At 40.4% G+C, this 11,975-nt stretch carries 12 protein-coding genes; 4 read left to right on the top strand and 8 right to left on the bottom strand.

What is annotated here, in order from left to right:
* The first annotated feature begins 7 nt into the window (after positions 1-7).
* The 3 genes from CH365_RS01500 (at position 8) to CH365_RS01490 (ending at position 2,728) form a co-directional block, all read left to right on the top strand.
* Positions 8-871 (top strand): M48 family metalloprotease, encoded by an 864-nt coding sequence (locus tag CH365_RS01500; protein WP_100766835.1) that lies wholly within the window; start codon positions 8-10, stop codon positions 869-871.
* 106 nt (positions 872-977) lie between these two features.
* Positions 978-2,171 (top strand): DUF2157 domain-containing protein, encoded by a 1,194-nt coding sequence (locus tag CH365_RS01495; RefSeq protein WP_100766834.1) that lies wholly within the window; start codon positions 978-980, stop codon positions 2,169-2,171.
* The gene (locus CH365_RS01490; protein ID WP_100766833.1) at positions 2,168-2,728 is read left to right on the top strand and encodes a GDYXXLXY domain-containing protein; all 561 of its coding nucleotides are present in this window, start codon (positions 2,168-2,170) and stop codon (positions 2,726-2,728) included. The genes CH365_RS01495 and CH365_RS01490 overlap by 4 nt, the downstream gene beginning before the upstream one ends.
* Here CH365_RS01490 and CH365_RS01485 read toward each other — a convergent pair.
* The 5 genes from CH365_RS01485 to CH365_RS01465 all read right to left on the bottom strand — a co-directional run bounded on the left by CH365_RS01485 (position 2,700) and on the right by CH365_RS01465 (position 7,398).
* Positions 2,700-3,578, bottom strand: coding sequence for an NAD(P)-dependent oxidoreductase (locus CH365_RS01485; protein WP_100766832.1), 879 nt, complete (start codon positions 3,576-3,578; stop codon positions 2,700-2,702). The two genes, CH365_RS01490 and CH365_RS01485, sit on opposite strands and share 29 nt — an antisense overlap.
* A 45-nt stretch (positions 3,579-3,623) precedes the next feature.
* Positions 3,624-4,373 carry a mammalian cell entry protein Mce gene (mce, locus tag CH365_RS01480; RefSeq protein WP_100766831.1) on the bottom strand — a complete coding sequence of 250 codons (750 nt, stop codon included), beginning with the start codon at positions 4,371-4,373 and terminating at the stop codon, positions 3,624-3,626.
* Between the two features lie 68 nt (positions 4,374-4,441).
* Entirely contained in the window at positions 4,442-5,209 is a 768-nt protein-coding gene (locus CH365_RS01475) for an ABC transporter ATP-binding protein (protein ID WP_100766830.1), read from the bottom strand.
* Positions 5,210-5,212: 3 nt separating this feature from the next.
* Positions 5,213-5,992, bottom strand: a complete 780-nt coding sequence (locus tag CH365_RS01470; protein WP_100766829.1) for an MlaE family ABC transporter permease — start codon at positions 5,990-5,992, stop codon at positions 5,213-5,215.
* Positions 5,993-5,997: 5 nt separating this feature from the next.
* Positions 5,998-7,398 (bottom strand): hypothetical protein, encoded by a 1,401-nt coding sequence (locus CH365_RS01465; protein ID WP_100766828.1) that lies wholly within the window; start codon positions 7,396-7,398, stop codon positions 5,998-6,000.
* Between the two features lie 40 nt (positions 7,399-7,438).
* Between CH365_RS01465 and CH365_RS01460 the strand changes: the two genes are divergently transcribed.
* Positions 7,439-8,506, top strand: a complete 1,068-nt coding sequence (locus tag CH365_RS01460; RefSeq protein ID WP_100766827.1) for a D-alanine--D-alanine ligase — start codon at positions 7,439-7,441, stop codon at positions 8,504-8,506.
* Between the two features lie 112 nt (positions 8,507-8,618).
* Here CH365_RS01460 and metW read toward each other — a convergent pair whose 3' ends face one another.
* The 3 genes from metW to CH365_RS01445 all read right to left on the bottom strand — a co-directional run bounded on the left by metW (position 8,619) and on the right by CH365_RS01445 (position 11,764).
* The gene (gene metW, locus CH365_RS01455; protein WP_100766826.1) at positions 8,619-9,230 is read right to left on the bottom strand and encodes a methionine biosynthesis protein MetW; all 612 of its coding nucleotides are present in this window, start codon (positions 9,228-9,230) and stop codon (positions 8,619-8,621) included.
* A complete protein-coding gene (gene metX, locus CH365_RS01450) occupies positions 9,227-10,342 on the bottom strand; it encodes a homoserine O-acetyltransferase MetX (protein WP_100766825.1) in 1,116 nt (371 codons plus the stop codon). The genes metW and metX overlap by 4 nt, the downstream gene beginning before the upstream one ends.
* Positions 10,343-10,459: 117 nt before the next feature.
* Complete coding sequence (locus tag CH365_RS01445; protein ID WP_100766824.1) at positions 10,460-11,764, bottom strand: O-acetylhomoserine aminocarboxypropyltransferase/cysteine synthase family protein; 1,305 nt, start codon at positions 11,762-11,764, stop codon at positions 10,460-10,462.
* Positions 11,765-11,975 lie beyond the last annotated feature (211 nt).

The raw sequence follows: 11,975 nt of genomic DNA, 5'->3' as shown, positions 1-11,975 counted from the left end.
TTGTCCTATGAATAAACCTTCTATTCGCAAATATTTCCTGGTCCTATTTTTACTTTTTAGCCTACAAGGCTGCGGCTGGATGGTGGACCTTGTTTTTCCACTTGATGTGGACCGTTTTTTAGGAGAACAATTTTACAAGGAAGCGGTTACCGGGGAAGGCCACGGTAAAATCTACAAAGACAAGTCTTTAGAAAAATATTTACAGTCTGTCGTGGATCGTATCTTAAAATCTAAATCTATCCAATATAAGGATGAATTTAAATATAAGGTAACTATAATAGACGACGATAAGGTCATCAACGCCATCTGCGCTCCCGGCGGATATATATTCGTATATACCGGACTTCTTCATTTTGTAAAGAATGAAGCGACCTTGGCAGGTATACTTTCACATGAGATTGCCCATGCGGAAAGAAGGCATTCTACCAAACAATTATCTACAAATCTTACTTTATACTTTGGATTGTACTTTGTGCTTTCTTATGTTCTGGGGCCTGATTTGGCACAGCATGCTGCAGATATCGCAGGGCTTTCTACAAATCTATTAGGTCTTGCAAATTCACGTTCCATGGAAGAAGAAGCAGATGAATATGGTTTTGGCTATATGAGATCTACTCCGTATTATCCGGGGGCAATCGCGGATTTTTTCAAAGATATTCAAAAAGAGAAGAAGGTAAATCCGGAGTTAAAAGGTGTAGATATCCCTTTGGAAAAATATCTAAGCACTCACCCCTTGGACGAGGACAGAATTTCAGCAAATGAAAGAAGACTGAAAGAAGCGGGAATCGGTGCGCCGAATACAAAATCCTTTTTTAAAGAAAGATACCGCAATAATATAGAAAAATCTTTAGGAAGCCAAGAAGAAGATTGATTCTTTTCGCCGGAGACAATCCGCTCAATCAATCCTGTTACTTCTAAGAGTAGTATAGAAAAGAAAGATTGACTGATTTTGATTCCATTCGGATAACCTTCGCGTTATGAATTGGAAGAAAAAATTAAAAACTTGGGTGAATTCCGGACTCATCAGCCAGACTCAGGCAGAGTCCATTCTCAAATTCGAAGATTCTAAAAAAATTCCTTACGTATTTTATTCCTTTTTAGCCTTGGGGATCGTGGTGATCGGTCTTGGAGTTATCGCCATGGTGGCAGCTAATTGGGAAAAGATCCATTATTCCGTGAAATTGTTCGCGAGTTTTACGATACTTTCTGCGATAGGGATTTCGATTCTATACTCTCAAAGTAAACAGATTTGGAACGATACAATCCGTTATCTTTTAGTGTTACTTCTTTGTGTATTATTTTTTGCGAATATTGGTCTGGTTTCTCAGATCTATCATACACAAGGGAAATTATACCAAGCACTTTTACTTTGGTCAGGGATTACGATCTTACTCGTGATTATGTATCCGGGTAGGGTACTACAACATCTTTGGATCGCGGTATTTAGTACTTCTTTTTTAAGTTGGATAGATAATCATCCGGATATCGGTTGGAAAGAAAGAAGTCATTATTTTTCTCTCTTCTTCTTTTTAGCTTCTTGGGTATTTGCAGGGATTGCGATCTTTACGGAGAGAAGGTTGGAAACTAAAGAGAGTAAAACTTCTATCTTAGTGAATCCTTTTTTACTTTGGGCTTTCGGTTTTTTTATCACGTCCTCTATTTGGGGAAGTTTTGAAACCCATGATATTCCAAATTTCGACCAGGACCCTGAATTTTCCAGAAGATATGATCTTCCGTTCGCATGGTATTGGCCTTTACTTCTTCCAATTGTGTTGATTGGTGTTTCTCAAATTTTCAGAAGCCGTTTTTCTCGCAGAAAAATTATCTTATTTTCCATTTCTGGAATATTCTTAGGATTTCTAAACTATCCTCAGGTATTTCAATGGTATGGAAAATACCCGGCTATGATATTTTTCTTTCTGGCTTGGATTCCGTTTACGTTCTTATTTTTCGAATCCAGAATATGGTTCGATCTATCTTTGTTAATTTTAGGTCTTAGATTTGTATCAGTCTATCTGGAAGTATTCGGAAGTTTACTTGCCACGGGCATTGGTCTTATCATTTCGGGAATATTTATTTTAGGTTTCAGCATTTTCGTATTTAAAATGAGAGAGAAGATCAGAAATGCAGCGAACCAACTCTTCCAAGAAGAGGAGGAATTAGGAATATGAAAAAGTTTAGCATTTCAATCGTTGCAGTGTTTTTACCAATTCTTGTTTTAGCATCGGTCGCCTTAGAAAGGGAATTCGATCTTAGGAACGGAAAAGTTTTGATCCTTCCAATCACGGGATATGATCCAAGAGATTTACTTTCCGGGCAGTATCTTAGATTTCAAATAGATCGTAAATACTCGGATGATATTTGCCAAAAAGGAGATTACGTTTCTTCCGCTGTTGAGTCGGTAGTTGCGACTACGGATGGAAGCAGACTCACTAAAAAAGAAACCTGTGTATGTTTTGATTCCAGAGAACCTTCTGAATATGAAATACGTTTTTATTCCGATTGTAACGAACTCAAAGGCGATACAACTTGTTGGAATTACGTCAAAGGAGAATGTAATTACGGAAGTTTTAATTATCCTTTTCGCAAATACTATATCCCTGAAAAAAGTGCAAAAGAACTTGAGGAAAAATTGAGAGAGCCCGGTGCCAAAATCCAATTGAGGATGGACGAAAACGGAAATGGGCTCATCGAAAAGATCATTTGGCCGGAGGTATCTGCGCAGTAATATCGTTTAGGCTGCAGTAGTCCTTTTCGCTCAGGCCCGCTTCCATCCCGGAGCGATAGATCTCATCCAGTCCGGAACAAAGTGGTAATTTTGTTCCGGATGTTTTTCCTAAAGAAATCGCATGTTTTAGATCTTTGTACATATTCTTCAAAGCAAAATGTGTCTCGTAGTTCCCCGAAAATACGAATGGAAACTTAAACTCCGATATTCCCGACTTAGCAGCGGATTGTTCTAAAATAGATTTCAGGATAGAAGGATTAATACCCTGGTCCTTTGCCAAAGAAAAACCTTCCATATACACTTGGAAGATACCAGCTTGTACCATATTTAGAGCAATTTTTGCTTTCTGTCCATCTCCCACTTCTCCGCAATACACTGTGTTTTTACCGCAGATCTCAAAGAAGAAGGAGATTTCCTTAATTTCTTCTTTGGATTTTGATCCCACCATAAATAGGATTTGTCCGTCTCTTGCCGCGTTTTTTGAGCCTGTCATTGGGGCGTCTAAAAATCGGATATTCCGTTTTTCGAATGTATCTTTTAATTTAAGTGTGAGAGAAGGGGAGGTGGTTCCGACATCGATCACATATTTTGCATTCGTTTCTAAAAGCCCGGAAGAGAATACTGACTCTTCCACTACATGATCTTCAGTTAGGCAGAGTATTATAATTTCAGAATCTTTTACAGTTTCTTTAATATTTCCATAAATGGATGTTTTGTCCGATTTCAGGTCTTGGATCTTTTCAGGAGTACGCGCATATAATTGAAGAGAATGACCCTCTTTAGAGAGATTATTTGCGATCCCTCTACCCATAATTCCTGTACCGATGATTGCAATTTTACGAGAAGACATAGGGAAAGTCTCCCGTAAAGAGCTAGATTTGGCAAGAAAAAGGTTTTAGAAAGAGGAAAGTGCTGCGCGGATAAAGCTTGTAACCGGAGCCTGCTCTCTTGTGTCTTCCAGTCCTTCTCTTAATTCTCGAAGGACGATTTGTGCATCCGTTAATACAGTATTGACGTTTGTATGGAGATCGTCCCGATTAATCAGTCGGCCCAGGGTCCCGTCTCCACTATTAATTTTAGTAGTGATATCAGCCACGTTAGAGAAAGTTTTTCGGATATCCCCTCTGTTTTCGGCAATGAGTTCAGAAAGAGAGACAAGAGGATCCTGCAATACTCTTCCTTTTAAGGAAGTCGCACCTGTTTTATAATCCACTACCTGGAAAGTCCTAGGTGTACCTTTTCCTTCTTCCGTAGACTCTGAAGTTCCCGGATCTATGGAAATTACCCGACCGGAAAGTAAACTTTCGTTACGTATTGCAATATCATAATTTTCGTACAGTCGTACTGCTTCTTTTAGAAGAATAGTGACTTCTACTCTGGTGGCGACTCCCACTTCTCCTGCGGGAAGTACCGCTCCATTCTCGTCTATTTGGATGAGTCTAATATTGGAAACGTATCCGAAGGGCACACCTTGTACAGTGACCTTGTTTCCTACTTTGATCCCTTCCGAGTTTTTGAAATTGATCTTAAGGAATTCACCCCGTTTTTGAACGGGTCCTCCTTCAGTCATCACGGTAAAGTAACCGACCACGACTAAGGCAACGGAAAAGATAGCACCTACTAAAAGATAACGAAAGGATTTCATTTAGGATCCAAAACTCTTACTTTATATATCGGACTTTTTATCCAGAATATTCTCTTAGGACCCAGGTTTCAATTCTTAGTTTCCAGAATCATAGGTCCCTTTGTATGCCCGTTAATAAACTGACGGATGAATTCGTTAGGAGAATTCTGCACTTCTTCCGGGGTCCCGGTAAATAGGACCTGTCCCCCGTAAAAAAATGAAATACGGTCGGCTATCATATAAGCGCTGGACATATCATGAGTGACCACTACCTGAGCAGCTCCGGTTTCCTTTTGGATACGTATGATCAGTTCGTTGATCACGTTCGACATAACCGGGTCTAGACCGGATGTTGGCTCATCATATAAAATGATTTCAGGACTGGAAGCGATTGCTCTTGCAAGTCCTGCTCTTTTTTTCATACCGCCTGAGATATCGTTCGGATAATTATCCTTCGCAACTGTCATATCCACTAACCTGAGTTTTTCGGCGACGATACGTTGGATCTCTTCTTCGGGAAATAATTTATGCTCTCGTAGGGGAAGGGCAACATTATCGAAAACAGTCATCCAGTTAATCAAAGCTCCGGATTGGAATAAAACTCCCATTTTAGAACGGATCCTTTCTCTTTCCGGAATTTCAGCACCAGAGATTTTTTCTCCAAAGATCTTACATTCTCCCGCATCCGGATCGAGTAGACCAGTGATATGTTTTAGAGTGACAGACTTTCCAGTTCCGGAAGGTCCAAGCACAACCAGGGTTTCTCCTTTTTTTACTTGGAGATTCATACCTTTTAGGATCTTTCTCTGTCCGAAAGCCTTGTGCAGATTGATGAGTTCTATTGCGTATTCTTCCATGACTTATTGCCTGTAAAAGATCGCTGTGATCACATAACCGAAAAAGATAACCATCAAAAAAGAAGTTACCACGGATTCTCTTGTTGCCCTACCGACACCTATCGCGCCACCGTAAGTTCTCAAACCATGCGAACAGGAAATTGCGGAGATGATCAGACCGAATACATAACCCTTGAATAAACCTGTATACAAATCTTTGAGACCAGGAATAGAAGTGATCCTTTCATTTACATCTTGGAAATAAACGATATATTCTATCCCTAATTGGAAATGCCCTACGATCGCTCCACCTAAAATTCCTAATATACTGGAATATACACAAAGGACCGGAACCATTAAAGAAAAGCCTAATACTCTTGGAAATACTAGAAATCGTACCGGATCAATAGACATCACTTCGAGTGCATCAATTTCTTCTGAAACTTTCATCGTACCGATTTCTGCGGCGATTGCAGAACCGATAGACGCAGCTAAGATAAGTGCTGTCATGAAGGGAGACATTTCACGAGTGAGGGTGATCGTTAGAAGAAGCCCGATTTGACCTTCTGCCCCGAAATCTTTTAAACCTAAACCGGTGTTTAAGGTAAGAAGCATTCCCGTAAAAACGGCAACCACCGAAACCACAAATAAACTTCCAACACCTGCGATAAACATTTGGTCTAAAATTTCTTTCCGTTTTTCGACGGCAAATCTTAGATTTAAAAAAGTTTCCGCAATCAGAACGATCGTATAACCTGCGGCATATAGAGTATCGTTCGCTTTTTCTTTAAAGGAATCCAACATTTTGATTAGAGCCTAATCCACCAAAAAATCTGCACTGTGGTCTTATCCTTATTTCTTTCTAATCCGAATAGACCGTATAAAAATTGATAAGAAGTTTTTTCCGGAGTGGAGCTGTATTCCACGAGCAAAGGCACATGGATATGCAGTTCTTCTTCATTCCATCTCTGGGTATAAAGTCTCATTAAAAAAGAGAGCCTTTTTTCTCCGTTGGACAATTTTTGATACTCAACAATGGACCAGACTGGATCCCAGATCCTTTCCACAAGTTCGGATTTTATCGGAAATAAAGAAAGGAAATTCCAAGTCAGGTTACCTTCTCTGTCTTCATGCCAACGGAAGAATGGCCAAAGTTTATAATAATTGTCTTCTCTTCCCCATTGAACGTACGTCCTGTTGGTCCTCCACCAAAATGGGATAAAATACGTCTCGGAAGATTTGAGATGATGACTGTCAGTGCTTAAGCGAAAATAAAACGGAGTGAAAAATCGGGTTTCCTTATATGCAAATCTGTAATAACCATAAAAAGGAAATAAAATTAACTTTCTGTAATCTTCGTCGTCGTTTTGGCCATATTGAAAAAGAAAGAATAGAACGTTCAGATCTTTTTCATGAGTCCTTTTATCATACCCGTAAGAAAACAAAGAACCTAAAACAGGGAACCAAAGAAAAGCCCTGGCCTTCATATTTCCGAACTCGGAATCTTTGGAAAGGTAGAAGGGCCAAAACATTTTATAAGTAAAAGGTTCTCTTTTGTCTTCGTTGATACTTCCCCATTGGATAAATGGCCAAAGCACAGAATAACGTTCGTATTTTCCCTTATGAATCTTATGAGAATAAAAAGGTAAGATCCGGAGGTCACTTCTTACCTCGGAACCTCCCCACATGACTAAAGGCCATAAGATTCCATGCGCGTTATAGTTCTTATACTTCCAATTGGAATAAAGAGGGAAGAGTGTAAAGTTCAGTTCCGAATAACTAGCCTTTCCTCGTAACCTGCCGAATAGAGGAAAAAATCCAAAATAGGATTCTCTTGCGGTTTCTCCTTTTCCCCAAATGAGCAGTGGGGAAAGAGTGTCTTCGTCCCAACCTAGATCATCATGGTAGGTTTCCGTTCCGCTAAAGAAGAATAAAAAACTCCAGACCCTCCAATAGTCTGTTTTTTCAGAATAATAGATCGGGAATAAAACTGTATCGTATCTATAATTGGATTTGGTTTCTTTATAGGTGGAGAAAAAAGGTCTGAAGATTCGTTCTTCTTCTCCCAATCTTTTTTCGGATTGGTATAAAAACCAAAATTGATTGTATTCGGAAGGATAAGGAGAAACCGGTTTAAAAGGGTATTCCGAAAATAGGCTTTCCGTACAAACTAGGAAGAAAAGGATCAGTACTAGATTCTTATTTATCATTCTTCCCGGGAAATCCTAAAAGCAACAGGGGATTAGATCATTGAAAATTGCAGTTTTATTCGGCGGAACTTCTACAGAACACGAAATTTCCCTGCGCACAGGCACTTTCATAAGTAAAACTTTGTCTTCCATGGGACATTCGGTCAAACCCATTCTGATTTCCAGAGAAGGCAGATGGGTGATCCCTAAAGAATATCGACCCGAGTTTCCGGAAGGAAATTCCAAAAATCCGGAAGAGTATTTAAAAGAATTCGAAGAACTTCATTCAACCAGCGCAGGAGCGTTTTCCTCTCTGGATTGTGATGTAGCATTTTTAGGATTACATGGAACTAGCGGAGAAGACGGTTCCGTCCAAGGTTTCTTGAAAGTGCTCGGAATTCCGTTTACAGGTTCGGACGTCAAAGCATCCGCATTAGCAATGGACAAGATCAGAGCAAATCGATTATTCCAACTCTCAGGAATGTCCGTTGCTCCTTTTTGGGAATTAAGAAAGAGAGACTATTCTGAAAATCCGACTTTGGTCGAAAATTCTGGATTAGAATATCCACTTTTTCTAAAACCTGTAGAAGGCGGCTCTAGTTTTCATACATTTAGGATAGAAGGACCGGAAGATCTGCGCAAAAGACTACCTGAATTCTTTGATGCAGAAGAACATGCAATCTTACAAAAATTCTTAAAAGGAACAGAAGTTTCCTGCGGAGTCTGGGAAAAGAAAGAAGGTTCCAAAAGAATATTGGAGGCACTTCCTCCTACAGAGATCATTCCAGGTGGAGAATTTTTCGATGTAGAATCCAAATACAAACCTGGACTTTCCCAAGAGATTACTCCTGCTCGTTTGCCTGAAAAAATTATCTCCAAGATCCAAGAACAATCTGTTCTCGCTCACAAAACACTTGGATGTGAAGGTTATTCTAGAACGGATTTTATAATAGTAGGAGAAACTCCGTTCGTTCTGGAAACAAACACGTTACCCGGAATGACTGAGACTAGTCTGATTCCTCAACAAGCAAAAGCTGCTGGAATTCCAATCCAAACATTGTACCAGTCGTTGATCGACCAAGCATTGGAAAGAGCAGGGAGAGAGGCACAGAGTTTAGCGAGTCACTGAGTTAAATTCTCACAGAGGCACAAAGCCTCAGAGGGTGTTGTTGGAACTCCTACATTCCACTCTCCGTGTCTCTGTGTGAGAAAATCTCGGCGGCTCTTGCCCGCTCTGCGTCTTATCTAATCTGGAATAGCGCGAGTTTCGCAAAAAAGTTCGGACTGAATTTCACCTGTTTTAGATCGGTAAAGAATGCTCTGTCTTCCACAGTGAAACCCCGAATATCACAGAACTCCTGGAAATCCAAAACGGAAAGAAAATGTAAATTCGGAGTATTGAACCATCGATACGGAAGAAGGTCCGTTACAGGAGTTTTTCCTTGGAATAGGATACGAAAGCGGACTTCCCAGTATCCAAAATTTGGGAAAACGATGATCACACGTTTACCGATCCTTAAACATTCCTTAATAATATCGCCGGGATGCCTGGTCTCTTGGATGGTCTGGTTTAAGATCACATAATCAAAACGTTTGTCTTCATGATGACTTAAACCTTCGTCTATGTCTCCGTGGTGAACATATACACCTTTGCGGATACATTCTACGATTGCATCTTCGTCTTTCTCAATCCCTTGGCCTCGAATCCCTTTTTGTTTCAAAAGATAGAGAAGGTCTCCATTACCACAACCAAGGTCTAAAACTCTAGAACCTGGCGAGATCACATCCAGAATATAAGCGAAGTCCGGTCTTTCTCTTAGAGTAGTACTACTTAAGATTTTAGAATCTATCATTCGTTCACCGGCATATTTAGAAAACCTCGGATTACATCTTCTTGTCTTTGGTTGGGAAGAAGAAAACTATCATGACCTTCGTTCGTAGTCAACTCCACATAAAAGACCCTTTTATCAGAAGCTTCTAAACTTTTAACGATCTCTCTCGATTGAGAAGGAGGGTAGAGCCAGTCAGAACTATAGGAGACTACTAAAAACCTACATTGAGCAGGACTTAATGCCTTGGTAAGTTCTTGTCCTTTACCTAAGCTAAAATGATCCAGAGCCTTGGTCACATAGATATAAGAATTCGCATCGAAACGATCTACGAAACTTTCTCCTTGATAAATGAGATAACTTCCTACTGCAAAGTCCGAGTCCGAGTTTAAGAGGTTTCCCCTAGGTGGATTCCTGCCGAATTTTTCTCTCATCTTATGATCAGAAAGATAAGTGATATGACCCATCATCCGAGCGAGTGCAAGACCTTTTCTAGGAGTCGCATTGTCCTCATACAATCCGTTATTCCAGTTTGGATCGGAGAGGATTGCCTGTCTTCCCACTTCGTTAAAAGCGATCTGCATTGCAGAATGTTCGGCAGATGAAGCTAAGATAATACAGTTCTCTAAGGCATCCGGATAAGAAATGCTCCATTGTAATGCCTGCATTCCCCCCATAGAACCGCCAGCTACACAGAGTAATCTTTGGATTCCAAAAGATTCTACTAAAAGTTTTTGGGCAGCCACCATGTCCTTGATGGAAACGAAAGGGAAACTGGAGCCGTAAGGTTTACCGCTAACTGGGTTGATGCTCATAGGTCCGGAAGAACCCTTACATCCACCGATCACATTGGAAGATATTACAAAATATTGATCCGTATCGAATGCTTCTCCTGGACCGATATACTCGTCCCACCAACCGGGACGTTTATCTGCATCAGAATGAAAACCTGCCGCATGAGCATCTCCGGAAAGTGCATGGCAGATCAGGATTGCATTGTCTTTATTGAGGGAAAGTTTGCCGTAAGTTTCATAAGCCACTACGGTAGGGGAAAGAACAGAGCCGTTGTCCAGGCGTAGATCTCCCAGCACTGCGGTTTTTGGTTCTACTATGCCGACGGATTGATTCGATCCCATGATTTAAGTTCCAAATAACTAAGCCACTTTCCTTTTTCAGACGATCCTAAACAAGTTTAGGAAAGCAAAAAGAGAAAGTGGCTGATTTTTAGACGATTTTTTGAACGGAGTCGGAAGTCACACCTTTTTCAATGCTTCGTCCAGGTCCGTAATAATATCGTCTATATGCTCCAGACCTACGGAGAGTCTGATAAACTCAGGAGTCACACCCGCCGCCAATTGTTCTTCAGGACTTAACTGTTGGTGAGTTGTGGAAGCCGGATGGATCGCTAAGGATTTTGCATCTCCTACGTTAGCAAGCAAGGAGAATAATTCCAAACCGTCTATCAACTTCTTCGCTTCAGGAATTCCACCTTTCACTCCGAATCCGATGATCGCTCCAAACAATCCTCTGGTATGGTATTTTTTAGCCAGAGTATAGTTTTTATCGGTAGGTAGACCGGGATAGTTCACCCAGGAAACCTTAGGATGTTTAGAAAGATACTCAGCCACCTTTTGTGCATTTTGAGAATGTTGAGTGATCCTCAATGGAAGAGTTTCAATACCTTGTAGAATATTAAACGCGTTAAAAGGAGAAATTGCAGGTCCCAAATCTCTTAAACCTTGGACACGAGCCTTGATGATGAATGCAATATTCACTCCACCAAAAGGTTCAAATTTCCCGAAAACATCCCAGAATTTCAGTCCATGATAACTTGGATCAGGCTCGGTAAAATTCTTAAATTTACCATTCCCCCAATTGAATTTACCTGAATCCACGATAATCCCACCGATGGAAGTTCCGTGACCTCCCAAAAACTTGGTAAGTGAATGAACTACCACGTCTGCACCAAAATCGATAGGGCGGATCAGATAAGGAGAAGGTAGGGTATTGTCGATTACAAGAGGAACTCCCGCATCGTGAGCCACTTTGGCAACCGCTTCAATGTCAAGAGTATCCAACTTAGGATTTCCTAAGGTTTCTGCGAAGATTGCTCTCGTCTTGTCATTGATCGCTTTTTTGAAATTTTCAGGATTGGACTGGTCCACAAAATGAACTTTGATCCCTAATTTAGGAAAAGTATAGTGAAGAAGGTTATAAGTTCCTCCATACAGGGAAGAAGATGCTACGATCTCCTGTCCAGTTTCTACTATATTCAAAAGTGCTAATGTTTCCGCGGACTGACCCGAAGCAGTCGCAAGTGCCGCAACTCCACCTTCTAATGCTGCAACTCTTTGCTCTAAAACATCAGTGGTTGGATTACCAATCCTGGTATAAATATTACCGAATTCCTGGAGACCGAATAGTCTCGCTGCATGATCTGTGTCCTTAAAAACATAGGACGTAGTTTGATAAATAGGGACTGCCCTGGATGTGGTCGTAGGATCCGGGGCTTGTCCTCCGTGAAGAACGATTGTTTCTGGTTTATAGTTTCTTGCCATCGCTTAGGCTCCTTTTTACTGAATGTAGAAATTTATTCTACAATGTCCATCTAAAATTTAATAAATAGGATGAAATAATCGTTATAGCGGATATGGTTCAAATGGAGAGGAAATTTAAATTTATTTCTAAAATTCATCCCTTAAGAAATGAAATCTTGGGGATTTTGGAAAATATTTTCTAAAATACGAGAAATGTTCCTGTTTTATTGGT

The organism is Leptospira neocaledonica (assembly GCF_002812205.1).
Classification (GTDB): domain Bacteria; phylum Spirochaetota; class Leptospiria; order Leptospirales; family Leptospiraceae; genus Leptospira_B; species Leptospira_B neocaledonica.
The sequence above is the reverse complement of the archived record's forward strand: the minus strand, read 5'-3'. Positions and strand labels throughout refer to the sequence as shown.

What these genes read in the sequence shown, in the direction of transcription:
- CH365_RS01500 (WP_100766835.1), top strand. Translation starts at nt 8, where the DNA reads ATGAATAAACCTTCTATTCGCAAATATTTCCTGGTCCTATTTTTACTT.
- CH365_RS01495 (WP_100766834.1), top strand. Translation starts at nt 978, where the DNA reads ATGAATTGGAAGAAAAAATTAAAAACTTGGGTGAATTCCGGACTCATC.
- CH365_RS01490 (WP_100766833.1), top strand. Translation starts at nt 2,168, where the DNA reads ATGAAAAAGTTTAGCATTTCAATCGTTGCAGTGTTTTTACCAATTCTT.
- CH365_RS01485 (WP_100766832.1), bottom strand. Translation starts at nt 3,578, where the DNA reads ATGTCTTCTCGTAAAATTGCAATCATCGGTACAGGAATTATGGGTAGA.
- mce (WP_100766831.1), bottom strand. Translation starts at nt 4,373, where the DNA reads ATGAAATCCTTTCGTTATCTTTTAGTAGGTGCTATCTTTTCCGTTGCC.
- CH365_RS01475 (WP_100766830.1), bottom strand. Translation starts at nt 5,209, where the DNA reads ATGGAAGAATACGCAATAGAACTCATCAATCTGCACAAGGCTTTCGGA.
- CH365_RS01470 (WP_100766829.1), bottom strand. Translation starts at nt 5,992, where the DNA reads ATGTTGGATTCCTTTAAAGAAAAAGCGAACGATACTCTATATGCCGCA.
- CH365_RS01465 (WP_100766828.1), bottom strand. Translation starts at nt 7,398, where the DNA reads ATGATAAATAAGAATCTAGTACTGATCCTTTTCTTCCTAGTTTGTACG.
- metW (WP_100766826.1), bottom strand. Translation starts at nt 9,230, where the DNA reads ATGATAGATTCTAAAATCTTAAGTAGTACTACTCTAAGAGAAAGACCG.
- metX (WP_100766825.1), bottom strand. Translation starts at nt 10,342, where the DNA reads ATGGGATCGAATCAATCCGTCGGCATAGTAGAACCAAAAACCGCAGTG.
- CH365_RS01445 (WP_100766824.1), bottom strand. Translation starts at nt 11,764, where the DNA reads ATGGCAAGAAACTATAAACCAGAAACAATCGTTCTTCACGGAGGACAA.